The 24422-nt window shown below is 50.1% G+C and carries 21 protein-coding genes and 1 pseudogene; 15 read left to right on the forward strand and 7 right to left on the reverse strand.

What is annotated here, in order from left to right; all coding sequences use genetic code 11:
• The first annotated feature begins 267 nt into the window (after positions 1-267).
• The 7 genes from KTH90_RS24290 (at position 268) to KTH90_RS24320 (ending at position 9912) form a co-directional block, all read left to right on the forward strand.
• Positions 268-2022, forward strand: a complete 1755-nt coding sequence (locus tag KTH90_RS24290; protein WP_238727587.1) for a sensor histidine kinase — start codon at positions 268-270, stop codon at positions 2020-2022.
• Positions 2015-3517, forward strand: a complete 1503-nt coding sequence (locus KTH90_RS24295) for a response regulator transcription factor (RefSeq protein WP_238727588.1) — start codon at positions 2015-2017, stop codon at positions 3515-3517. Before KTH90_RS24290 ends, KTH90_RS24295 begins: the two co-directional genes overlap by 8 nt.
• 78 nt (positions 3518-3595) lie before the next feature.
• Entirely contained in the window at positions 3596-4996 is a 1401-nt protein-coding gene (locus KTH90_RS24300; RefSeq protein ID WP_238727589.1) for an ABC transporter substrate-binding protein, read from the forward strand.
• Between the two features lie 124 nt (positions 4997-5120).
• Positions 5121-6008 (forward strand): carbohydrate ABC transporter permease, encoded by an 888-nt coding sequence (locus tag KTH90_RS24305; protein WP_238727590.1) that lies wholly within the window; start codon positions 5121-5123, stop codon positions 6006-6008.
• The gene (locus KTH90_RS24310; RefSeq protein WP_238727591.1) at positions 6008-6829 is read left to right on the forward strand and encodes a carbohydrate ABC transporter permease; all 822 of its coding nucleotides are present in this window, start codon (positions 6008-6010) and stop codon (positions 6827-6829) included. Before KTH90_RS24305 ends, KTH90_RS24310 begins: the two co-directional genes overlap by 1 nt.
• A gap of 12 nt (positions 6830-6841) precedes the next feature.
• A complete protein-coding gene (locus KTH90_RS24315; protein ID WP_238727592.1) occupies positions 6842-8302 on the forward strand; it encodes an alpha-L-fucosidase in 1461 nt (486 codons plus the stop codon).
• Positions 8303-8394: 92 nt separating this feature from the next.
• Complete coding sequence (locus KTH90_RS24320) at positions 8395-9912, forward strand: sulfatase family protein (protein ID WP_238727593.1); 1518 nt, start codon at positions 8395-8397, stop codon at positions 9910-9912.
• A 163-nt stretch (positions 9913-10075) separates the two neighbouring features.
• Here the strand turns inward: KTH90_RS24320 and KTH90_RS24325 are convergent, their stop codons facing one another.
• The 5 genes from KTH90_RS24325 to KTH90_RS24345 all read right to left on the reverse strand — a co-directional run bounded on the left by KTH90_RS24325 (position 10076) and on the right by KTH90_RS24345 (position 14196).
• Positions 10076-10906: a sensor histidine kinase gene (locus tag KTH90_RS24325; RefSeq protein WP_158355614.1), complete on the reverse strand. Its 831-nt coding sequence runs from the start codon at positions 10904-10906 to the stop codon at positions 10076-10078.
• A gap of 84 nt (positions 10907-10990) precedes the next feature.
• The gene (locus KTH90_RS24330; protein ID WP_238727594.1) at positions 10991-11728 is read right to left on the reverse strand and encodes an ABC transporter permease; all 738 of its coding nucleotides are present in this window, start codon (positions 11726-11728) and stop codon (positions 10991-10993) included.
• A gap of 13 nt (positions 11729-11741) precedes the next feature.
• Complete coding sequence (locus KTH90_RS24335) at positions 11742-12437, reverse strand: ABC transporter permease (RefSeq protein ID WP_158355616.1); 696 nt, start codon at positions 12435-12437, stop codon at positions 11742-11744.
• Complete coding sequence (locus KTH90_RS24340) at positions 12430-13353, reverse strand: ATP-binding cassette domain-containing protein (RefSeq protein WP_238727595.1); 924 nt, start codon at positions 13351-13353, stop codon at positions 12430-12432. Before KTH90_RS24340 ends, KTH90_RS24335 begins: the two co-directional genes overlap by 8 nt.
• 156 nt (positions 13354-13509) lie before the next feature.
• Positions 13510-14196 (reverse strand): response regulator transcription factor, encoded by a 687-nt coding sequence (locus tag KTH90_RS24345; protein WP_238727596.1) that lies wholly within the window; start codon positions 14194-14196, stop codon positions 13510-13512.
• Between the two features lie 395 nt (positions 14197-14591).
• Here KTH90_RS24345 and KTH90_RS24350 point away from each other — a divergent pair, with 395 nt between their 5' ends.
• The 5 genes from KTH90_RS24350 (at position 14592) to KTH90_RS25550 (ending at position 18965) form a co-directional block, all read left to right on the forward strand.
• Entirely contained in the window at positions 14592-15536 is a 945-nt protein-coding gene (locus KTH90_RS24350; protein ID WP_238727597.1) for an LptM family lipoprotein, read from the forward strand.
• A 118-nt stretch (positions 15537-15654) separates the two neighbouring features.
• The gene (locus KTH90_RS24355) at positions 15655-16029 is read left to right on the forward strand and encodes a LemA family protein (RefSeq protein ID WP_238727598.1); all 375 of its coding nucleotides are present in this window, start codon (positions 15655-15657) and stop codon (positions 16027-16029) included.
• A gap of 110 nt (positions 16030-16139) precedes the next feature.
• Positions 16140-18122, forward strand: coding sequence for a clostripain-related cysteine peptidase (locus KTH90_RS24360; protein ID WP_238727599.1), 1983 nt, complete (start codon positions 16140-16142; stop codon positions 18120-18122).
• Positions 18123-18213: 91 nt separating this feature from the next.
• Positions 18214-18585 carry an alpha-L-rhamnosidase-related protein gene (locus KTH90_RS25545; protein WP_158355622.1) on the forward strand — a complete coding sequence of 124 codons (372 nt, stop codon included), beginning with the start codon at positions 18214-18216 and terminating at the stop codon, positions 18583-18585.
• Positions 18582-18965 (forward strand): alpha-L-rhamnosidase-related protein, encoded by a 384-nt coding sequence (locus tag KTH90_RS25550; RefSeq protein ID WP_275061497.1) that lies wholly within the window; start codon positions 18582-18584, stop codon positions 18963-18965. The genes KTH90_RS25545 and KTH90_RS25550 overlap by 4 nt, the downstream gene beginning before the upstream one ends.
• A 701-nt stretch (positions 18966-19666) precedes the next feature.
• Here the strand turns inward: KTH90_RS25550 and KTH90_RS25390 are convergent.
• A pseudogene (locus KTH90_RS25390) lies at positions 19667-20057 on the reverse strand (DNA methylase); the annotation flags it as partial.
• 4 nt (positions 20058-20061) lie between these two features.
• Positions 20062-21069 (reverse strand): LacI family DNA-binding transcriptional regulator, encoded by a 1008-nt coding sequence (locus tag KTH90_RS24375; protein WP_158355624.1) that lies wholly within the window; start codon positions 21067-21069, stop codon positions 20062-20064.
• Positions 21070-21255: 186 nt separating this feature from the next.
• On the opposite strand from KTH90_RS24375, the gene KTH90_RS24380 reads away from it, so the two are divergent.
• From KTH90_RS24380 to KTH90_RS24390, 3 genes are read left to right on the forward strand one after another with little or no spacing between them, the layout of a single operon-like run.
• Positions 21256-22656: an L-fucose/L-arabinose isomerase family protein gene (locus KTH90_RS24380; protein ID WP_158355625.1), complete on the forward strand. Its 1401-nt coding sequence runs from the start codon at positions 21256-21258 to the stop codon at positions 22654-22656.
• A 13-nt stretch (positions 22657-22669) separates the two neighbouring features.
• Positions 22670-23500 (forward strand): transketolase, encoded by an 831-nt coding sequence (locus KTH90_RS24385; protein WP_158355626.1) that lies wholly within the window; start codon positions 22670-22672, stop codon positions 23498-23500.
• The gene (locus KTH90_RS24390; protein ID WP_158355627.1) at positions 23493-24422 is read left to right on the forward strand and encodes a transketolase family protein; all 930 of its coding nucleotides are present in this window, start codon (positions 23493-23495) and stop codon (positions 24420-24422) included. The genes KTH90_RS24385 and KTH90_RS24390 overlap by 8 nt, the downstream gene beginning before the upstream one ends.

Raw genomic sequence — 24422 nt, forward strand, 5'->3', positions numbered from 1 at the left:
CTCCCATTAGTAAACTGGTTTTATTATATGATGGTTATGCATAATAGTCAATACACGATCAGATGATAAAAAATATTTGTGCATATGTCCTGAATTTCATGCGCGAAATTTGTAGATTTATACAGTATGGTGGAAGAACTGCTTGGAAGAAGAAGGAGAACACCAGAATGTTTGGGAAAAGATTTTTGCTAACCGTTATGATATGATACAATAGAGCAAAAGAGGCCGGCGCAGGCAAATGTGATACAGAACATTGGAGGAAAAGAGATGCGCAAATACAAATTCCGCTTTAAACTGCTTCTCACCAACGTATGCGTGATCGGGGCCGTCATCACGGTCTTCCTGGTTTCCTTTCTCTGGTATTATCTGGATATCCGTTCGGATCAAAATGCGGAAGAGATGGAACGCACCATCCAGAAGGTGAGCAGCGGGATGGAGACTTCTATCGAAATGCTGGACAGTATCGCTCTGCAGCTGAGCACGAACAATTACATAGTAGGCGTATTAAAAGATCTGGATGTTCAGAATCCTGATAATTATTTTCAGAGTGAAGTGGTAGAGACGAAGCGCATCCACGAGTTTATGTGGTCTTATATCCTGAAGACAGATGTGGCCAGCCGCGTGTGTATCTATAACCGGTACGGAGATTTTGTCTATACCGGCAATGCGGTGGACAATGAAAAAGTGGTGGAATACATTCGCCGGGACCATATTGACAGTATAGAACAGGAACTGGCGCAGGATGGGATATACAGCCTTTACGAAAACTGCCAGGAGGACCGGCTGACGTTAAAATCAAATCCGGGATACGTGTCGGTGATCCGCGCGATTCAGGAAGACCCTATGTTAAGGGGGACCCCTCTTGGGTATGTGGAGGTGCAGCTGTCCATAACGGTGTTGGGCAGGATGCTTAACACCGGGGTCGACACCGAATATTTCTGTGTGAAGGATCTAAAGAGTAAAGAGTTTCTGTTCGGCTCGGACAGCGAAATTCCCGAGTCGGTGAAAGATAAGGCGATTATCCGCCGGGCTGTTCCGATAGAAAAATATGGTATTCAGATAGAGATGGAGCAGGATAACAGCGGACAGGCTGTGTTCATGCGGAATATGATGCTCACCATCCTGGCCGTGCTGATTGTATTGACCGGCGGAGTGTTTATCATACAGAAATCGATTCTGACCAGGCTGACCAGTCCCCTTATAAAGTTATGTGAATCGGTAACGAGAATTGAGGGGGGAGGAGCGGAACAAGGACTAGTCCTGGAAGGCGGTTATGATGAATTTGCCCACATAGAAACGGCATTTAATCAGATGCTGGGGAATCTGCGCCAGTCCATGGAGGAAGTGGTTCTCGCCAGGACCAGCGAGCTCAACGCCCAGTTGTTGGCATTACAGGCCCAGATGGACCCTCATTTCATCCACAACGCCATCGCTGTCATCGGGGCGCTGGCGGACGAGGGGGAAAATGAAAAAGCGGTCCTTATGTGCCAGAAGCTGTCGGAGATGATCCGGTACAACACCGAATACGGCGATGCCCGGGTACAGGTGCAGGAGGAGATCCGGCATGCTGAGAATTATCTGGATCTTATGAAAGTGCGGTATGAGGACAAATTTCAGTATCAGATCTCTTCCGGGATCGACTGGCGGATACAGATTCCCAAGTATGTCCTGCAGCCTCTGGTGGAGAACTGTTTCCGGCATGGGTTTAAGAAAAAGGGGTTTCCATGGCAGCTCGAAATCCGCTGTTATGAAGATGAGAGGAACTGGTATCTGGAAGTGAGGGACAACGGTGTGGGAATGGATCAGGAGCAGATGGAAGAGATCAGCAGGCAGCTTTCCCTGATACAGACGAAGAATCCCAAGGAGATGATGGAGAATCTGAAGATCGGCGGGTTGTCACTGATCAATGTGATGATGCGGCTGTGGATGAATTATGGAAATACAATGTTTTTTGAAATCAAGATGCCTGGAATCGGAAACGAGGGTGCAGTGGTGTGTATCGGAGGATTGAAGAATGATTGAAGTATTGGTGGCGGAAGATGAACTTCCCCTCTTGAGGAATCTGAGTAATAATATCGAGAAGCTGAACGGGGCATTTCATGTGGCGGCCAGGGCCGCGGACGGGCAGGAAGCGATCGAGGCGCTTAAAAACCACAGGATTTCGCTGGCATTTCTGGATATCAATATGCCGGTGCTGGACGGTATGGAGGTATTGAAATATATCCAGGATCAAAAGCTGCAGGTGGTAACCGTTATAGTGAGCGGTTACCGGGAATTCGCCTATGCCCAGCAGGCCATCCGCTATGGGGTGAAAGAATACCTGCTAAAGCCGTTGAACAAGGAAAAGCTGGCGGATCTGCTTGATAAATTGGAGGGAGAGTTTCAGGCCAGGGATTATAAACGGCTGCAGGAACTTCATGAGCACCTATTGTTAGGAGAGGACGGCGCAAAGAGCGGGCAGGGACTGGACGGGGAAAAGTATTATATCGGGGCTTTCTGGGCCGGTACCTACCAGATGACAGACGAAGGTTATTTTATGACCGACCGGCAAAAAGAGCGCGTAAAAAGAATCCGTGAATTGCTGGAACGGGAGTTTCCCGCAGATAGCTATTGGCTGATCAATGGAAGATACCAGGCGGAGTGGATACTGCTGGTTAAGGAAATGGTTACGGGAGTGGGCAGGAGAATAAGGGCACTCATACAACAGATGGATCAGGAAGAAGGGGTGCCTGTGACCGCTATATTAGAGGAGACACCTCTTACTATGGGACAGATTCACAGGGCTTATGAAGAACTGGGACGGGTGGCTAAGAAAAACATGCGGATATCGGCTTCCGGCTTTTTCTCCGTGCGTATTGGTGAACAGCGGGAGGACTCAGAGCCCCTGCAAAGCAGGCTCAGGGACAGCGGTTTCGTTGCGGTTTATAACAGTATCGAAGGGATTTCCCGTGCGCTGCGTCATGAGCTGGAGTTGACGAGAGATATCAGAAGCGTGATGGTGGACAACATCAAACGGTTTTTCCAGAATATCTGCGGAAGAGCCAACTGTGAGTGTGCCTACGCGGATCTGGAGGAAGATATTCTGAAGGTGATGGAGCAGGGATATCGCCTGCAGGAAATCGAGGAGGGGCTGCAGGAAGTGATTTTATACTGCTTCCGCTTCAATGTCAGCGAGGGAGGCAATAAAAAAGCGCTGGCCTGGGAGATGAAGAAGTATCTGGAAGAACAGTTCGCCACACAGATTACCAGTGCCGTCCTCCAGGAACGGTTCGGTTTTGTGCCAATCTATCTGCGGTCTATTTTCCGGGAACATTATGAATGTACGCCTAACGAATACCTTCAGAAGCTGCGCTTGAAGAAAGCAAAGGAACTGCTGTCAGCGGTGCCGGAGATCTCATTGAAGAAGATCGCAGAGGAGATCGGTTATCAGGATTCCATGTATTTTTCTAAGATATTTAAAAAACAGGAGGGAATGGCACCATCGGAGTATCGAAAAAGAGTTTCCAATAATCCATAGAAAATTTTTCTTTCTTACATTCTCCACAAGCGCTTGAAATGGTAACATGAGCACATCAAAGAAAGGAGGATTAAAATAATGAAAAAGAAAAGTGTGAACAGGTTATGCGCGCTGCTATGTATGGTGATCGTCGGGGTATCAGGGTTAGCGGGATGCGGCCAGGCGGCGCAGCCATCGAAACCAGACAGCAATACGGCTGGGGAGAGTCCTGCGGCAAAAGAAGAGAGTCAGGCGGATAAGAATCAGACCGCGGATGCGGGGGACAAGGAAGAGAGAAGAGTCTCCGCCATGGTGATGCAGTCCAGAAATTATCCGGGACTTGGAAAAATGATCACCAAATTGAAAGAGGAAGAAAATATTACGGTGGATCTGCAGGTAGTACCGGACGATCAGTATGACAACCTGCTGAAAATGAAACTGGGGTCCGGGGAATGCCCGGATATGATCGATTACAGTGTGCCCCAGCTGTACGGCCTGATTGATGCGCCGAAGTACCTGGCGGATTTGACGGGGGAAGCGTGGACGTCACGTCTGGTCAATCCGGATATCTCCACCCATGATGATGGAAAAATCTATTCGTTTACCTTCAAGTCCTTCAATGGAATACAGGGTATGATCTACAATAAGAAGGTGTTGGAAGAGAACGGGATCACGAATCTTCCCAAGACACCGCAAGAATTCGACCAGATGTGTGAGACGCTGAAGGCAGCGGGAGTAACCCCGATTCTGCTTCCGTCCGACACCTGGGTACCGCAGATCTGGATGACTTCAGGTTTCAGCCGCGCTTTCGGCAGTGATGAGAAGAGCTACGAGTTCGCCGAGGCAGTGCTCAGCAATCAGGCGAAGCTTACGGATTATCCGGAGCTTGCACAGGTAATCGATAACTATCTGTCTAATTTTACGAAGGGCTATGTCAACGAGGACTATCTGACCGTCAGCTATGACAGCTGTCTGGAGAGGCTGGCAAATGGGGAAGGGGCAATGCTGTACGGGACTTCCCTGATGGTCGGCACGATCGAGGGGACTTTCCCGGATGCCCAGATCGGGATGTTTAATATGCCGGCAGATTTTGACCAGAGTGATGTGATGGGCGCGGTGTATAATTCTATCGGATTTTCCGCGTACAAAGACTCCAAGAACCTGGATACGGTAAAAGAGATCTTCAATCTGTGGTCCACTCCGGAATACTGTAATCTGTGGTTTGAGGAAAACGCCGGATTCCCGGCATTCCCGGATGTGGACGGCGGGAAGATGAATGAGGAAGTGCTCAAGCTCTATCAGGAATATCTGGACAGCGGGAAGCTGGTAGAAGAGATGAACCCGATCCTCAACGATCTGCAGCCCTTATTCAGCAGTACCCTGTGGGTATATTATCTGGAGGCGCCCTCGAAAGGAAAGATGGATGGACAGGCGCTGCTGGAACGGTTCCAGGGTGATGTTGAAAAATATATGAAGGAAAAACAGGCACCGGGATTCTAACAGTCCGGGACGGGTTGGGGCTGCTGCACAGGAATAGGTATTCAGGATGCACTATGTCAGAAGCTGAATGCTCCCCTTTGTGCAGCAGCCCTTTTTGCGCCCAAAAATAGGAGGAATAGTATAGATGCGAAGGAAAAGTAATACAAAAAAAAGTTTTTATACGGCCAGGCTTTCCATTCCAGCCCTCTTTTTCTACGGCCTGTTCATCGTGGTTCCCTTTTTCATGAGTATGGTACTGTCGTTCACGGACTGGAATATCGACAGGTTGTTTCAGCCGGTATTCCGAGGGATAGATAACTATGTCACGATTTTTCAGGATCCGATTTTTATAAGGTCCCTGGGCAATACGCTGTTATTTGCCTTCTCAACCACCATACTGAAGACCGTGTTCGGCCTGCTGCTGGCGCTGGGACTGCTGAAAGCCACAAGGCTGAACAGCGTGCTGAGAACCATATTTTACGTGCCCTGTGTGTTAAGTCCGCTGATTATCGGCGTTATCTTTACCTCGATCCTGGCCCGGGAAGGTCTTTTGAACAATCTGCTGCAGGTGCTGCATCTGTCGCCTATGGCCCAGGACTGGCTGGCTTCCTACGGAACGGCTATGGGATCCGTGATCCTGATCGAGGGCTGGATGTGGTCGGGATTCAATATGTTTATCTTCATATCCGGCCTACAGGCCATCCCCAGGGATTATTACGAGGCTGCCGAGACAGAGGGAATCAGCCGCTTTAATCAGTTCCGGCACATCACCCTGCCGCTGCTGGTGCCGTCCTTTACCGTGATTATCACCCTGAATGTTACGGGAAGCCTCAAAGTATTCGACCTGATCTATGTACTGACCAACGGAGGCCCCGGATTTGACACACAGGTATTAAGTACTTTTACCTATCGTGCCTTTGGCCTGGGACTTCTGGGAGAATCCAGCGCCTCGGCGGTTGTGCTGATGGTGGTCGTAACAGTCATCTCATTTATTCTGAATAAAATACTTCGAAGAAGGGAGGTCGAGCTGTAATGAAGCGCAGAAAAATATACAGTGGTATCAAATATGTGTTCCTTGCGGGGCTGGCCTGTCTGTATCTGGTGCCGGTGGCCATGATGCTTTTGGGATCGGTAAAAGATAACAGCCAGGCGATCCGCTTCGACTTAAGCTGGCCGGAACAGTTCCATTGGGAAAACTATGTTCACGTGCTGGAGGTCGGCAATATCCTGGGCGGCTATAAAAATAGTATCCTGATTACGGTCGCTGCCACTCTGCTGACGATTCTGGCCGGTGCGCTGGCCGGGATCGTCATAGGAAGAAGAAATGACCGCTGTTCCCGCTCCCTGTACTATTTTTTCCTGCTGGGACTGACTATGACCATGCAGACGGCCAGCACCTTCGCATTGCTGAAGGTCCTTCACATTTACGGGACCAGGATGGCCATTATCTGCATCTATGTGGGGATGAGGATGCCGTTTACGATCATGACGTTCTCCGGATTCGTGAAGGGAGTTCCCCAGGAGATCGATGAGGCAGCTATCATCGATGGGTGCAGCATCCACAATCTGATTTTCCGGGTACTGCTGCCCATCCTGAAACCGATCATGATGACTAATGTGGTGATCACGGCTATCAGCGTGTGGAATGATTTTATGCTTCCGCTGTTCTTTGTAAATTCTTCCGCCAAATGGACCGTGCCCCTGACGATCTATAATTTTTTCGGCATGTATGCCAGAGACTGGAATTACGTGTTTGCGGCGCTGACACTCACGATTCTGCCCATTCTGATTTTGTTTTTGTGCCTGCAGAAATATATCGTGGGCGGTATGACGGCGGGAGCTGTGAAAGGATAGGAGGAAGAGCGTATGGACAGAAAAGGTTATCTGCGGGAGATCGAGAAGGTTATCGCACAGGGACCGTACAGGGATTCCTGGGAATCCCTGTGTGAGCACCCGATGCCGGACTGGTACCGGAAAGCGAAATTTGGTATCTTTATCCACTGGGGCGTGTACAGCGTACCTGAATTTGGCAGCGAGTGGTACCCGCGGCATATGTATAAGGAGAATTCTAGGGAAAACAGATACCATTTGAAAAAATATGGTGCGTTAAACAAATTTGGATATAAGGATTTTATTCCTGAATTCCGGGCTGAGAATTTTCAGGCGGACGAGTGGGGAGAGCTGTTTCAGGCTGCGGGGGCCCGTTTTATCGTTCCGGTGGGAGAACACCACGATGGATTCCAGATGTATGGCAGCGGACTGTCCCGCTGGAATGCGGTTCAGATGGGGCCGAAAAGGGATATCCTGGGAGAGTTAAAAGAGCAGGCCGGAAAGCGGGGAATGATGTTCGGCGCATCGTCCCACCGGGCGGAACACTGGTGGTTTTTCAATCAGGGGAGGCTTCACGGTGACACGGATGTGTGTGATCCGGAGTATCAGGAACTGTACGGTCCGGCGGCCGGTATCACCAGGGATCAGGACAGCCTGTACGATAACCCGCCGGATGAAGCTTTCCTGGAAGACTGGCTGTTGCGGACCTGTGAGATGGTGGACCGCTATCGGCCGGGGCTGCTGTATTTTGACTGGTGGATCCAGGTGAGTGCCTTCAAACCCTATCTTAGAAAGTTCGCTGCCTACTATTATAACAGAAGTTATGAATGGGGACTTCAGACCGCCATCGCCGCAAAATTCGACAGTTATGTACACGGCAGCGCGGTGAAGGATGTGGAGCGGGGAAAGCTCGGCGGCATTTCACCGGATTTCTGGCAGAGCGATACTTCTACGGCACGGAATTCCTGGTGCTATACAAAGGACAGTATTTACAAGCCCTCCGAAGAAATCCTGTGGGACCTGATCGACGTGGTGAGTAAGAATGGGGCACTGCTGCTGAATATAGGACCGAAGGCGGACGGTACGATAACAGAAGAGGAACGGATGATTCTGAAGGATATCGGCGCCTGGCTTGCGATAAACGGGGAGGCAGTCTATGGGACAACCTACTGGAAGATCTACGGGGAAGGACCCACGCAGATGAAGGAAGGCCATTTTCAGGATCAGCAGGCGCCCGTATTTACCCCAGAAGATATACGGTTTACCGCCAGGGCTAACTATATCTATGCTATTGTGATGAGATGGCCGGTGGACGGTATCGTCCGGATCCATTCTCTGGGGCGCGGAGCCGGTTATCTGGCCAGTACCATAAGAAATATCCGGGTGCTGGGGCAGGAATGCAGCCCGTTGTATGAATATCGCGGGGACTGGCTGGAAGTCACAACCGGGCTTAAGGAGTTAAAGCTGCCGGTGATTCTGAAAATCGAGATCGAGTGATAGAGAATGATGTTTCGAGTGAGAAGGACAGCTTAGCTAAGTAACGGAGAAAATTTGTGCGGCCAGCTAAGGCTGCGGAAATGGAGATTGTAATGAAGAAGAAAAATGTGGCGGTGATCCTGTGCGATCAGCTGCGGCTGGACCATTTATCCTGCTATGGTGCAAAAGATACGTACACCCCAAATATCGACCGGCTGGCAAAGGAGGGAGTGATGTTTACGAACGCTGTGACCGCTTCACCGGTGTGTGCCCCGGCCAGGGCTTCTATGATGACCGGCAGGTATGTCAGCGACCATCAGGTGTGGACCAATGATGTGCCGTTTCGTGAAGGGATCGAATGTCTGCCGGCCAGGGTGAACGCACTGGGCTACCGGACCGGATGTTTTGGAAAGCTGCATCATTATCCGGCCAGAGATGCCAAAGGATTCCAGACTGCATATCAGATGGAAGAAAACAGACTGGGGGAACAGGAGGATTACCTTCTGTGGCTGAAAGAGAAGATTATGGATGAGGCTGCGTCAACCGCGCAGGCAGTGGAATTTGCTAAGCTGGATGTATTTCCGGAAAAAGACGGCTGTTTCCCGTTCGGACGGGATCTGTATTATGAAAACTGGATTGCGGACCGGGCGATGGAATTCATGAAGGACACAGACACTCCTTTTTTTGCCTGGATTTCCTTCCAGGGTCCCCACACGCCGCTGGATCCATTTCCGGAAGTCTATGAAGGCAGAGAACAGCCAACAGCCGATCTGCACCTGGATTATGATCCTCCCTGCGAGGTGGCCCGTTACCGGAAATACCGGCTGGACGGCCATTTTACGGAGGAGGAGCATCGGGAGTACCGGAAGAAATATGGGTGCCTGGTGGAAGAGATTGACTGCCAGGTAGGGAGACTGATCCGCCATCTGGAGGAGCAGGGGCTGTATGAGGACACCCTGATCCTGTTCTTTGCGGACCACGGCGACCTGTGCGGGGATTACGGGATGCGCCAGAAGGGGCCGTTTCTGTACGGGGCGCAGTTAGATATCCCGCTGATCGTGGCACATCACCCGGATCTGCCGCGGGGAGAAGTCTGTGAGGAGCTTACGAGCAATCTGGATATCGGTGCGACGGTCCTGGCATATATGGGGGATGAGAAGCCGTTTGGGTATTCCAGGGATATGGCGGCACTGTACCAAAAGCCTAGGCTTCGCAGAGAGGTGATCTACAGTGAGTTCTGCGACAGCGCGAAGATCGTGGTGGACCGGGAATACCGGTTTGTCTATTATCCGTTTTCCGGCGAATGTGAACTGGTGCGTAATACAGAGGAAATGTGTCCGCTCCAGGAAAAGCCGGAGTATTATCCGGTGGTACGGCGTATGTTAGAACATGTGATTGATTTTATGATCCTTGCGAAGGGGGCGCGTATCGAAGCCCAGGATCTGACGCCCGGGGTACAGGAAGGGCTGAGTAAGAAACTGCCTGGTTATCAGTCCCAGGTTCCACTGGCATTTCCCATACAGACCGAGACGCAGATCGGGAATCTGAAGGCCGCGGGGCTTAACTGGAGTTATAATGAGTTCTGCAGAAGCAGGAGATTAGAACGGTCGTACGGCGCCTACTGGGAATAAAACCGCTGGGATACGATCATGCAGGGGCGGCGGATTGTGACTGCGGAAGCTCCAGCTGTTCGGGTTCCGGAAGCTGTGGCGCCAGCTGTTCCAGCTGTGCTTCTGCTGAATAATTGATATTTGTTATCAGTAATTTATACGAATAAAATCTGGGTTTTTATGGCTAAAGCATCAAGCGGATCGCAAGGCCCCCTGCCGTCATCTCCGCCGATATCTGGCCATCCAGTTTCACAGTCAGTAATTTGACAACGGCAAGTCCTAATCCGCTGCTGCCGCTGTGCCTGGAGGTATCTCCTGTATAGAATCGTTCAAATATTCTCGCCGTATCCAGATCCAAATCTTCGGATACCGTATTTTCAATGCAGAAAAGAATCCTTCCCTTTTCGTCCTGGGAAAGACGGATTCTTATTATCCCGGCGGTATACCGTATCGCGTTTGTCAGCAGGTTTTGAAAGATCCGCTCGGTCATATCGCGGTCAGATAATATAAAAATGGAGTGATCCGGCAGTATCATATCCGGACAGATGCCTCTGCTTTCCATAGCAGGGGCATTTTCCGTGAGCAGATCGATCAGCAGGTTGGAAAGGTTGATTCGTTCTTTCCGGGGGGTTACCTGATCGGAATCCAGAACAGAAAGGTCATAAAAAGCGCCGATGAATTCCTTCATCCGCTCCGCTTTATGCAGAACCGTCTCTATCCGCTGGTATTGCTCCGGTGTCAAGTCAGACTTTTGCAGCAGCTGCAGATGTCCGAGAATGACCGTCAGCGGAGTTCGCAGGTCGTGAGAAATATTCGCAATCGATTCCTTCAGATGTTCTTCATGACGCAGAGCCTGGGCAACTGTATAGCGCTGCCGGGTATGGTACCGGTTCAATACGCCTGCCAGCTTCTCCAGGTCGCGGTCCATCAGGGAAATATCCAGCATCTTATCCGAAGCGCCGCCGGCCAGATCACACATCTGTCTGTTCAGATGGCGGATCTGCATTTTCAGCATAAGGTGCCTGCGCAGGAGCGAAAACAGCAGTAAAGAAAGAACAACAATGATAAACGTGTCTATATCGGCCACCTTCCTTCCCTGTCATTTTAAATCACATTTACAAAATATCCCCCAGGACACGCTTAACAGTACCGCCATCCAGACGGCGGCTACCAGGAAAGCGGGAACGGTAAGAAAACCGGGTATGATGAGGGCTTCCCGGATTTGAAATGTAGGTAAAAAGGAAACCGGGAGTTTTAACATCAGGCCATAACCCAAATACAGGCTGAGTACAAAGGTGACAACAGCCGTGACCGCCACAGCTTTTGCCGCATTTTGAAAACAGCAGCATAAAAATATGGCGATCAGAAAAACCGCGCTGTTCAGCATAAAAGAATAGAAGACAGCTTTGCTGACATGGTAAAGAAACAGATCTTCGCTGGCAATCCCGAATCTAGAGAACTCACGGATACAGCCGGAGACCGGATAGACAAGCGCCATGAGGTTAAACGCCGCCAGATAGGAGACGACCTTACTGATGAAAATCTGCCTGCGGGTATGTCCTGCGCAAACTTCCTGGCTCAGAGTCCGGCAGGAAAATTCCTGTCCAAAAATCAGCGCAGCAATACTGGAGATAAAAATGAGGAGAAAGGTAGAATCGTAGACCATCCCGTTAAAAATATCAGTGAGAGACGTGGCTGCTCCGCCCGAAGGCCCCATCACCTCCGGGACATAAGTTTCTGCGGTCATAAAACCAATCAAAAATACGCCCAGCATACCAAACCAGTAAGTCCGATTGCGTAACAGCTGGTACCTCTCCATTTTGAGTAAGTTGTTCATATTGGTCCCTCCTTTACTTCAGATCACAACGGCGGAAACTGACGTATGCCCCGGTATATAGGAGAATAATCCATAAGGCATCCACACAGAAAAACGCCGTTTTGGGAACCGCAGGTTCCTGCAAAGCCAGCAAACGGAGCTGTCCCATGGGTAAGACAGCGGCGAAGGCTTTCGAATGATCACTGTTCATCGCGAAAATCATCAGGAAATAGATCGCCATAGGTACCGCTAAGGTTCTGCCGATATCCCGGAAAACAAAAGCGCAGAACAGGGGCAGCATACACATGGCAAGAACCGCTGAAAGGATAACCGCTCCTTCGGCCAGAATATCGGTGATAAAACGGGTTTCCCCGTTCCTGATCACTCCAGCCAGGCCGTGGACGAGCAGCGGTAGGACCAGCAGGAATACACAGGAAGCCAGGTATACGATTGTTTTCGCAAACAGCACGGTACTTCTTTTGTGGCCCGCGCTGATATAGCAGGGAAGGGTCTGTTCTGAGAAATCCTCACCCACGAAGAGCGCCGCAAAGACGATGGCCAGGAAATAGAGCAGAGGTGTATTATAGAGGGATGCGTGAAACAGGCCGAAGACCAGCGGTTTACTGTCCAGCAGCAGAATGCTTCCCAGTATAAGGGAAAAAAGTGTCATTCCCCAAAAGCTGCGGCTGTGCATCAGTTTGTAAAATTCTGCCTTCAGAAGATCAGTCATGGCTTTTTCCACCTACTTTGCTCAGAAAATAATCCTCCAGGGTATCGCCGGACAATGTCAGGCCGGTGACAAGCAGATGCGCGTCCGACAGAACCGCTGCGACCTTTTCCAGGTCATCCAGGCAGTCATACAGACGGATCGTCCCATCCGGCATGAGCTGCAGCTGCTCGGTATCCAACCGGTCTTCCAGTACCAGCAAAGCTTTTTCCGTATCTTTCGTCCGTATGGCAATATGGCGCCTGCAGCGTTCATTCAGTTCACGGTCTGATAGTTCCTCGATAATTTTCCCGTTATCTATCAAAATAAACTCTGATGCGGTCTGATATAGTTCCTCCAGGATATGGCTGGATACCAGAATGGTTATGCCGTATTCTTTATTTAAGGCTTTCAAAAGATTTCGGATCTCCACGATACCTGCGGGGTCCAGGCCGTTAACCGGTTCGTCCAGGATTAGAAACTCCGGCATATGCAAAAGAGCTGCGGCAATGCCCAGCCGCTGCCGCATTCCCAGCGAAAAATTCCGGACTCTCTTTTTTCCGGTTTCCTTTAATCCCACCAGATTCAGACAATGTTCTATAATGGCCTTATCCGGTATCCCGCGCTGGATGCGCTGCACTTCCAGGTTCTGCCGGGCAGTCAGACTGGGAAAAAGGGCGGGAGTTTCGATCATACAGCCGATCCGCTTTCGCTGTTCCTGCAATTGGGAATCGCTGGATTTTCCCCATAGGGATAAGGTGCCGCTGTCAGGGAACGAAAGTCCGGTCACAAGCCTGAGAAGCGTGGTCTTGCCGGCGCCGTTCTGGCCAATAAAACCATATATTTTACCCTTCTCGATTTTCAGGTCTATGTGATCCAGGGCAATGGTCCGCTTATAGGTTTTTGTTAACGCCTGTGTTTCTAAAATAACAGAGCTCATAGGATCAGCCTCCTTCTATCCGTTAGTTTAAACGGTAAGCTTAAAGAATTCCTTAATTTTGTCTGAAAAACCATAAAGAAAGGATTAAATAAAGTTGATTTAATTCTTTCTTTCATAGGGGCACTTACCTATGGAATAAAAAGAAAACTAAGGACCTCAGTCCTTAGCCCTATGCAAGCGATAACCAATCCCCCAGACCGTATCAATGTATTCATCATCCGGGCAGACCGCTTTTATTTTATTGCGCAGATTGCTGATATGTACATTCAGCGTATTATCCTCGCTGAAATATTCAGCCTTCCATACACTTTGATACAGATTTGCTTTGGAAAAGATTTTATCCGGGTACTTCATCAGCAATTCCAGAATCGCGAATTCTTTGGCTGTCAGGATCAGTTCCTGACCCCTCAGGTGTGCTGTATTTTTATTGATATCTAAATTCAGATCTTTATATGCAAGGAGCTCCAACGGCCCGGCCTGGTATTGAATCCGCCGCAGGTTGCTTTCGATCCGGGCCAGCACCTCTTCCATGTCGAAAGGCTTCGTCATATAGTCATCGGCTCCCAGCCGCAGCAGATCAATCTTACTCCGGGTGGTTTCTTTGGCGGAAAGTATGATGACCGGAACAGAGGACTGCTCTCGTATTCCGGCGAGAACCATATCGCCGCTCCGATAGGGGAGCATAAGGTCCAGCAGGACCAGATCTACCTGGTTATCCCGCATATAGTCTAAGACATGGAGCCCATTATAAAGGCTCTTGGTTTCATAAGCATTTTCCGTTAGAAAATCAGCCAGGAGCTTGTTTATCTCCAAATCATCTTCCACGATCAAAATTCGGTTCAATCGTTATCCCTCCCCGCCTTCATCAATGAAAATGATTATACACCGTTTTTTCATGAATCACAATGCAGGCGCGTTAGATTTTCCGGAGTTTCCCTGGGTGAGCGCTGCCTCCTGCCCGATTGTATTGATTTGTAAGTGCGTGATATATGCCCCAAATAATTCCTGGGGCAATTCTTTTGGATATAATCTGTTCCCCCCCACGGAACCCCCCGGAGAGACTGTCCGAAAACCAGGCGCAGCCCGCCAGGGAGAGCGGTGTCTATGGGCCTCTTCCTCACTTAAGGCTGTTACCCGGTTAAATCTAAATGAAATCGGACCCGTCCGGTTGTGGACCGCTACGGCGGGGTGCATTCCTTTTCGTCAAAGTATGGTAAGTTTGTTTTGCAATTGTCTGTTTGAGCGAACTGACGATTCAATACAATTTTCGTTCGTTTCATACAAAGATATCCTTTTTGGGGGAACAGTGTCTTATTCTGTACTTGTATACCGATGAGAAGCACATAAAGATTGAAAAAGGAGAATGTATGATGAAAAAGTTTTTTGCCACATTACTTGCTTTTGTGATGACCCTCTCTCTGGCGGCCTGCGGCGACTCGGGCCCTGATGTTACGGCTTTGACCAAGAGCTATAACAATCTGGCCGACGCCTATAACGAAATGGTGGATATCGCTACTAACAATGGCTGGAATCAGGACACTGAGATCGCCGATGGCCTGAATAAGATCGTAGATGAAATAAGCACGGTCAAGCTGGTTATCGAGGATCCTTCCGATGCGACCCAAGAGCAGATCGATGAGCTTAAAAAGAGCTGTGATGATCTCAATGCGTGGGTGGGCGATATGAGCGCCATAGTTGCTGAACCTTACGTTGCCAAAGACGATGCAAAGGCTGCTGCAGAGAACGGTGAGGAGGCTGCGGATAACAGTGCGAAGGATGACACGGAGGCCGCCGCTGTTGGTAAGAGTCTTCTGGATACTTTGGAATTCTATTCGATTCCGGAAGGAATTGCAGGTAGCGGCTGGGAATTCTCGGGTGGTTATATTGATGGCCAGGAAATGAACCAGGAAGAGGCTGCATCCACACTGGAACAATACGGCGGCGCATTGCAGATCGTGTTCGCAGATGGTTCGAAAGTCAGCATGGTACAGGGCAAAGGCACGCTGGAGGGCACTTATACACAGGCGGACGAGGGTACTTTGCACATAGTGTTTTCCAGTGACAATGCAGAACTGAACTATGCAGCACTGTTCACGGATGCCGGTGGTACGCCGGTGATGATGCTCTTTCCTGATGATACTGGCCTGAATGCCATCTATTTCACGCAGATTTCTGAGACCTGATTTTGGCCTTTTATAAAAAGAAGCTTCAGCCGGCCGATGGAGCCCTCCCTAAGGCACCGGCAAAATAACGTAACAATGCCGAGTTAAAATTCGTGCTTTTTACTGAAAGGAGTTCTCAATGGCAATTTTAATCATCATAGCTCTGGTCTTAGCTCTAATCATGAGTTGGGTCATGACTACGTATCGAAAGCTGGTGGTCATGGACGAGAATATTAACAACGCTATGATTCAGATCGACGTACAGCTCTCCTCGCGCTTTGACGCTTTGACAGCCCTGTTAGAGCTGGTGAAAGACTACGCCGCCTATGAAGCCCATCCTCTGATCGAGACTATCAAATTCTGCCGAAGTATCATTAACGCAAAGTCCACACCGGACGAGGTCTTGAAACAGGAGGGAGTTCAAAACGGCAACGCCGGACTTGACGGTTCTTGCAGGAATCACTGGCAGGAAAAAGTAATGCGGCAAATAACGATTCTTTCATGTGTTGTCTGACCACCAGATATAGAAATAAGACATTGTTAGATTCGGGTGTTATCACAGAGGAAGGAATTTGCGGCCAAAAAGCGCAAATAGTTACTTGGCATTTATGGAGGAAAAGCGGAATGAAGAAGAAACTGCTCGCGATATTTTTAGTCCTGACTATGAGTTTTTCCCTGGTCGCCTGCGGGGACGGGGTTATGGAAACGGCCGCTTCCGATCCAGGCCCGGTCGAGAATGAAGCGGCCAGGCAAGTGGAGGAGGGAAGCTGGTCCATCTACTGGTATCTCTGCGGCAGTGATCTGGAATCATCAGGCGGCTTCGCATCTACAGATCTTGGGGAGTTGATGGAAGTGGAACTGCCTGAGAATGTGAACGTGGTTATTGAGACCGGTGGCTCATCGGCCTGGCAGAACGACTTTGTGGATGCCGAGAAGCTCCAGCGCTATGTATATAGCAGTGAGGGACTGGAGCTGGTGGATGAGCAGCCCTCCGCCAGCATGGGCGAGGCCCAGACACTGGCGGACTTCCTGGAGTTTGCCAAGAATAACTATCCCGCTGACAAGACGGCAGTGGTGTTTTGGAATCACGGCGGAGGGAGCGTCTCCGGTGCATCCTTTGACGAGTTGTATGGCTATGATTCTCTAACGCTGGAGGAGATGTCTGACGCCTTCCAAAGTGTATGGGAACCTTCTGCCGAGAGTCCTGCGCTGGAGCTGGTGGGTTTTGACACCTGTCTGATGGCCACGGTGGATGTGGCCGATACTTTCTCGGATATTGCCCATTACCTAGTAGCCTCAGAGGAGGTGGAGCCTGGCAACGGCTGGTACTATTCCCAGTGGGTAGGTGCGCTGGCAAAGGATCCCACCATGGATGGGGAAGTGCTGGGAAAGAATATCTGTGACGCTTATTACACCGGATGCGAGGTTGTTGGAACCCAGGATAATACAACGCTGTCTCTCACCGATCTGTCTAAGGTGGGCCCACTAATGGAGGCATACGAGAACTTCGGCGCGGAGGCTCTGGCCGTTGCCTGCGAGGACCCCGGCTTCTTTTCACAGTTCGGCCGTGCCGCTGCCCAGTGTGAGAATTACGGCGGCAACACCAAGGAGCAGGGTTTCACCAACATGGTGGACCTGGGACACCTGGCCCGTAAGAATGTGGGGACTCTGAGCACGGCCCAGAGCGTACTGGATGCACTGGACGGCTGCGTTCTGTATCAGGTGGGCGGACAGTACCGCACCGAGGCCACCGGTCTTTCCTGCTACTATTCCTACGATGGTGACGTGGATGATTTTGCAGGCTATGCCGACTTGGGGGCCGGAACCGCGTTTAAGTATTTCTATGCCTATGAGTTAACCGGAGAGTTGGACGAGGCAGGTATGGACTACATCGCGGACATGAATCTTGACGAGCTGCCCAAGATCCAGAATTTGACCACTATGGGCTGGAGCGGCGCTCCCCTGGATCTGGACGATGAGGGTACCTCCTTTTTGACTCTGGGGCCGGAGGCCAATGATGTGCTGGCGGGTATTGGCTTCTCACTCTATTACGTGGATGAGGCCAACGATACCATGTTGTTGCTGGGCACTGACAACGACATGGACGCCGACTGGGATAATGGAGTGTTCTACGACAATTTCCGGGGTGTTTGGGGCAGCATTGACGGTAATATCGTCTATATGGAGCTTTCCTATGAGGGCGAGAATTACAATCTCTACTCCGTGCCCATCCTCCTGAACGGTGAGGAATATAACCTCCAGGTAGCCTACGACTTCAATACAGAACTGTGGAGTGTCCTGGGTGCGCGGCAGGGCATTGATGAAAGCGGCATGGCGGATAAAGAGCTTCGCCTGCTGCAGGAAGGGGATGAGCTCACTACCGTGTGGTACATGGCCTCTGCCTCCGGTGACGACGAATTTGAACCCTATACTGCCGCCACTATTACGGTAACGACAGACACAGCTTTTGGAGAGATAACACTGCCGGACGGCGGTTATTCCATGGTCTATGAGATGTGGGATGCCATGGGCAACTACGCTTACTCCGATGCCGTAACCTTCGACTGCGCCAACGGAGAGATTATTACAACGGTTTATGAGGATTGAATACGATTCTTAGATAATAACGCCATGGAAGAAGGGCTGAAAAAGAAATGCCGGCAGGAGTGGAAAAAGATATCACCCCGGAGCGGAGAGAATGGCAGAAAATTTGTGGAATACGAACTTCCACTTTGGTGACTGGCTGACCCCCAGTGTCAGTTTTAATTTTGCAACGGGTGATGTGGATATGGTACAGAGCGCGATACGTACGATGGATATCGTCCCCACCTGTTTTTATGCCTATACGACACAACTCATGGCTGAGATAGCAAAAGTACTTGGAAAGCAGGAAGATGAAGTATACTATAAGGAATTAGACCGGCATATAAAAGAAGCATTTGTGAAAGAGTGTATGGATCAAAGCGGTGAAATAAAAACACAGCTGCAGGGTGTCTATGTATTAGCCTTAAAAATGCGGTTAGTTCCTGAAGACCTTAGAAAAAATGCAGTTAAAAAATTAAAAAAATGATTCATGAAAATGGGGACCGCCTGGATACAGGTTTCCTATCGATTCCTTTTCTGCTGGATGTGCTAACAGAGGAGGGAGAGTCAGAACTTGCTTATCAATTACTCTTTCAAGAGGAGGGCCCTTCATGGCTGTATGAAGTCAAAATGGGAGCAACTACCATCTGGGAGGCATGGCAGGCGATGCTTCCGGCTGGTACGCCTACCTCCGTTTCTTACAACCACTATGCGTTTGGCTGTGTCGGTGATTGGATGTATCGCTATATTGGAGGTATTCAGCCGTTAGAGCCTGGATATAAGAAGATACGGATAGCCCCGCTGCCGGATGGCCAGGTAATGCAATACGGTTCGGGGGTTTATAACTATGTCTGTAAAATCTCCTGACTTAACCGCTGAACCATCTGTAATGGAAGGATTAGAAAAAACGAATGGTTGGGCTTATGTCACAATTTTAGGCGATTTAATTACTGCATTGGTACTATTATGTATGTCACCCGTACCTCTGGAGGCGTAACCGGCGAAGGGATATAGGATTATACCCTGGATGCTGCCGGCATTCGGTATTTACCTGTTTATTATAATAATCCAGTTTCGAAAGGGAGAAATGGTTGGAGGCACTGCATCAACACTTGGTCTCTTTCATCTGCCATTGGTGGCCGGTTGGATGATGATCGTTTATGGAGTCTGGAAACTATATACGGGCTTGCGTTCTTTGGTTCGAAAAACTATAATATGGTAAGGGATATTCGCCTATAATTTCTGAATATCCACTGCTGCACGGATGTCTTACTGACTTGGAACTGGCTGGTAATTCCACCCTGAGCCGCCTCATTCTCCCACTGCATAGCCTCCAGACGCTTACGGTGTTCATATTCTATCTCGTTTTATCTTCCGGTCCGTTAGCCGCGCTGTTTCCCGGATGGCGGCTTCGTGATCGGTCAGGGCCGCAAACGGTGAAAACTGGGCGGTACGGTCTGCAACTGCCACGGGCGGATGAACCATGGCGGGGCAGATCCATGATATAATCATAGCGATGAGGATTTTTATGATTCTCCTGCATTTATCTCTCCTTTTGCGGATTATGCCTAGTGGCCTCCGATCTGATTGTTGTGCTGTATGGTTGTGGCGCCTTCTTCCAGGTTCGTCCCCTTTAGAATGGCATTTTTCCCAAATTTCTTTTTAATGTCTAACATCGCCTTCTGCAGCCGTTTTTCCCGTTCCAGTTACAGTTTCTCCCGCTCTTGTTGTTCTAAGAGTGCAGCATAATCGGTAAACAGATCCATCTGCTTAAACGGTTCCTGCTTCGGTATGCTGCTTTTCTCTATCACATGGTTTGCCGTGACGTTAATTCTCCGGATTCGACAGGTTTTCAATATCATATCCTACGGTCAGCACAATCTGGTCCGTCATAAGTCCTTGATCGACCAGGTCCAGCGCCAGCAGGTCGGCCATTTCCCGCACGATCAGTTTTGCCTGCATATCAAACCGAAAATCTCTTTACCAAAGAAGTATACACCTCAATCTTACTCGTATGCGGCACCGGGTTCGTGATGGATGCAATCAGCTGCCTGGCCGCGGTCTGTCCCATGTAATGCCTGGGAATGCTGACGGTGGTAAGGGACGGCTCGACAATTCTTGCTTCGGAGATATTGTCAAAGCCGATGACTCCAATGTCCTCCGGCAGCCGGTATCCCCGGAGCTTGAACGCCTTCATGGCCCCTATGGCGATCAGATCATTATCGGCAAAATAACATTCCGCCAGTTCATCCTGCCGGTCGATGATTTCCAGCATGTCCGCAAAAGCCCCCTCGATACTGGGCGAGAGCCGGTGGACGACACACTGGGAGGAAGACATCCCGTTCGCCTTTACCGCCTTGTAGAAGCCGTCCTTGCGTTCATTAAAATTGCGCAGAGTGTAGGAGGAGCGGAGGTAACCGGGCTGTTTCCCCAGGCGGCTGATGAGATAATCCGTGGCCGTATAAGCGCCCTGTGTATTGTTGATTAACACACAGTTGCAGTTCAGCGACTCAAAATAAGAGTCCAGAATCACGACGGGCAGCTGTGATGCGAGAAACTGCCTCCCGGCTTCCTCGCCCATCTCTGTGCCGATGAGAATGATACCCAGACAGTTTGATACCAGCAGATCCTCGATATAGGTCTGCAGATCCTGCTGTTTTTCCAAATACTGCTCTATCTTCAAGGTATACCCTTCTTCGCGGCATACCTGTCCAATTCCATCTAACAATTCGTTAAAGATCGGTGCGTAAGTTAATATCGCATTATGAGTCCTGTAAAAAATCGTATAAATATTCCCCGTCTTATTTTTTTTCATGGACAATTTTGAAAAATCATAACCGCGTTTTTCGGCGGCTTCAATCACCATATTCCGGGTCTGGGTACTCACCCCTGGCTTATTATTTAACGCCATGGAGACGGCAGTCGCAGATAAGTGGAGCTCCCTGGCTAATTCTTTTGCAGTAATAGACATTGCGTTGCCTCCTGTTACGATCGGATATACCTTATTTTATCTGCAAAACAGACATAAGACAATAGTAAAGTTAAAAATAAAGTAAAATATACTTTATATTATATTGAAATAAAGTATAGTTCTAAATAAACTAAAGATAACAACACAGATCACATCATCAGAGGATGATCAAATTGGAGGAGAGAGATGACAAAAATAAAACTGGGGTATGCCCCCACCAGACGAAGCATATTCAGCGCGCCGGACGCGATAAAATACAGAGACCTGACGGCAGAGCGCTTGAAAGAGCTGGATATCGACTTTGTGGATATCACGGACATCAACGGGGAAGGGCTTCTGTACAACGACGGGGATATGTTCAGAATTGCCGCCAAGTTTAAGGAAGAGAAGGTGGATGGATTATTTCTTCCCCACTGTAATTTTGGCACCGAGTACGAGTGTGCCAGACTGGCGAAGGAATTAGATGTTCCGGTGCTGCTCTGGGGACCCTTGGATGAGCGCCCGGATGAGAACGGCGTGCGGCTGCGGGACACACAGTGCGGGTTGTTTGCCACAGGCAAGGTCCTGCGGAGATTCCGGGTGCCGTTTACCTATATGACAAACTGCAGGCTGGATGATCCGGTCTTTGAACGGGGAATCCGCGATTTCTTAGCCGTCTGCAATGTGGTGAAAACGTTTCGGAATATCCGGATTTTACAGATCTCCACGAGGCCCTTTGATTTCTGGAGCACCATGTGCAATGAAGGGGAATTACTGGAGAGATTCAATATCCAGCTGGCGCCGGTCCCCATGCCGGAATTAACGGATGAGATGCGCAGGGTAAAAGAGGAAAAGACAGAGGCCGCAGAGGTGATGAGGGACTGCCGGGAACACCTGGATATCTGCATCAAAGATGAAGAGCTGGAAAATGTGGCGGCTTTGAAAGTGGCCATGATGCATCTGGTGCAAAAGTATGGCTGTCAGGCCGCCGCCATCCAATGCTGGAATCAGCTGCAGTCGGAGATCGGCATTATGCCCTGCGCCGCCAATTCTCTTATGAACGAAGAAGGTATTCCGGTCGTCTGTGAGACGGATATCCATGGAGCGGTTACGGCGCTTCTGGTGGAGGCCGCAGGGATGAACGAGGCCAGAAGCTTTTTCGCAGACTGGACCATCCGGCATCCGGATGTACCCAACGGTGAATTGCTGCAGCACTGCGGTCCGTGGCCCATATCGGTGGCGATGGAGAAGCCCAGGCTCACCTATCCGCTGGCCTTTGACTACCCCGGGAGTATTACGGCAGAGGCGAAGCATGGGGATGTCACACTGGCCAGATTCGACGGCGACAATGGAGAGTATTCCATGCTGCTGGGCCGGGCGAAGGGGATAGACGGCCCGAAGGGAATGGGTACTTACCTGTGGGTGGAGGTTGAGAATATCAAGCGCTTAGAGGCAAAGATTGTGGAAGGACCCTACATCCACCATTGCGTTGGAATCCACAAGGATGTGGTACCGGTCTTGTATGAGGCCTGCAAATACCTGGGGATCCAGCCGGATCTATATGATCCGATCGAAGAAGAGATCAAGGGATATCTGCGCGGAGAATGAGAGGAATGATAGCATGGAGAATTTAAAAGCATTGTCCTTTGAATTGAGGAAAAATGTGGTCGATATGGTGGTGGAAGGCGGCGGTGGCCACATCGGCGGTGATATGAGCGTGATGGATATTCTGACAGAACTATATTTTGACCAGATGAATATCAGCCCCGAGAACATGCACAGCCCAAACAGGGATTACCTGGTGATGAGCAAGGGACATTCTGTGGAGGCGCTGTATGCGGTGCTGGCGCGGAAGGGATTTTTCCCGGTCGGGGAGGTCATTCACAGCTTCTCGAAGTTCGGCTCCCAATACATAGGGCATCCCAATAATAAACTTCCAGGTATCGAGATGAATTCCGGCTCGCTGGGTCACGGGTTGTCGGTATGCGCCGGTATGGCGCTGGCAGGGAAAATGGATGGCAGGAAGAACCGGGTATATACCGTGATGGGAGACGGGGAGTTAGCGGAGGGTTCTATATGGGAGGCCGCGATGGCTGCCCATCACCACAAGCTCGATAATCTGTGCGCAGTGATCGACAGAAACCGGCTGCAGATCTCCGGCGATACGGAGAACGTGATGGCCCAGGACAGTCAGGAAGAGAGATGGAGCGCTTTCGGGTGGCACACAATCCCGGTAAACGGCCATGATTACCGGGAGTTAAACGAAGCGTTCCGGGAGGCCGGGAATTACACGGGCGCGCCAACCGTAATCATAGCAAATACCATAAAAGGATATGGCTCTGCCGTTATGGAAAATAAGCCGGAATGGCACCACAGGGTTCCAACCACGGATGAATACAGACAGATTGTAAGAGATCTGGAGGAACGAAAGGAGGCTGCGCTGCATGAATAAGATACCGAACCGTCAGGCGATCTGCGATGTTCTGATAGAAAAAGCGAAAACCGATAAAGATATTGTCGTGCTGTGCAGTGATTCAAGGGGAAGCTCTTCCATGACTCCCTTTGCACAAGAATTCCCGGAGCAGTTTGTAGAGGTCGGAATCGCGGAACAGAATCTGGTTGGTATCGCCGCAGGACTTGCGAAATGCGGTAAAAAACCGTTTGCAGCCTCTCCGGCGAGCTTTCTTTCCACCAGAAGCTACGAGCAGGTAAAGGTGGACTGCGCCTATTCCAACACAAATGTGAAGCTGATCGGTGTCAGCGGCGGGGTCAGCTACGGCGCGCTGGGGATGAGCCATCATTCTGCGCAGGATATCGCGGCCATGTCGTCGGTTCCGAATATGCGCGTCTATCTTCCCAGCGACCGGTTCCAGACGGCAAAGCTGATAAAGGCCCTGCTGGAAGACGACAAACCCGCGTATATCCGTGTGGGCAGAAACCCGGTGGAGGATATCTACAGCGAGGAGTTCTGCCCCTTTGAGCTGAATAAGGCGAATCTGCTGGCAAAGGGCGAAGATGCGGCGGTCATAGCCTGCGGGGAGATGGTCAGGCCGGCGGTGGATGCGGCCAAAATGCTGGAAGCGGAAGGAATCTATATCACGGTGCTGGATATGTACTGCCTGAAGCCCTTAGACCGGGAGGCGGTCCTTGAAGCGGCGGCCAGGACGAAATTGCTGGTGACCATGGAGGAGCATTCCCCGTTTGGCGGTCTTGGCGCTATGGTCAGCCAGCTTATCGGAAGCAGGGCTCCAAGAAAAGTCATTAACATGGCGCTTCCCGACGCGCCGGTGATTACAGGAACTTCCGGCGAGGTATTTGAGCACTATGGGCTGAACGCAAATGGACTTGTGATAGTGATAAAGGAGAATTTGTAA

This window comes from Diplocloster modestus (assembly GCF_019042245.1).
GTDB classification, from domain to species: Bacteria; Bacillota; Clostridia; order Lachnospirales; family Lachnospiraceae; genus Diplocloster; species Diplocloster modestus.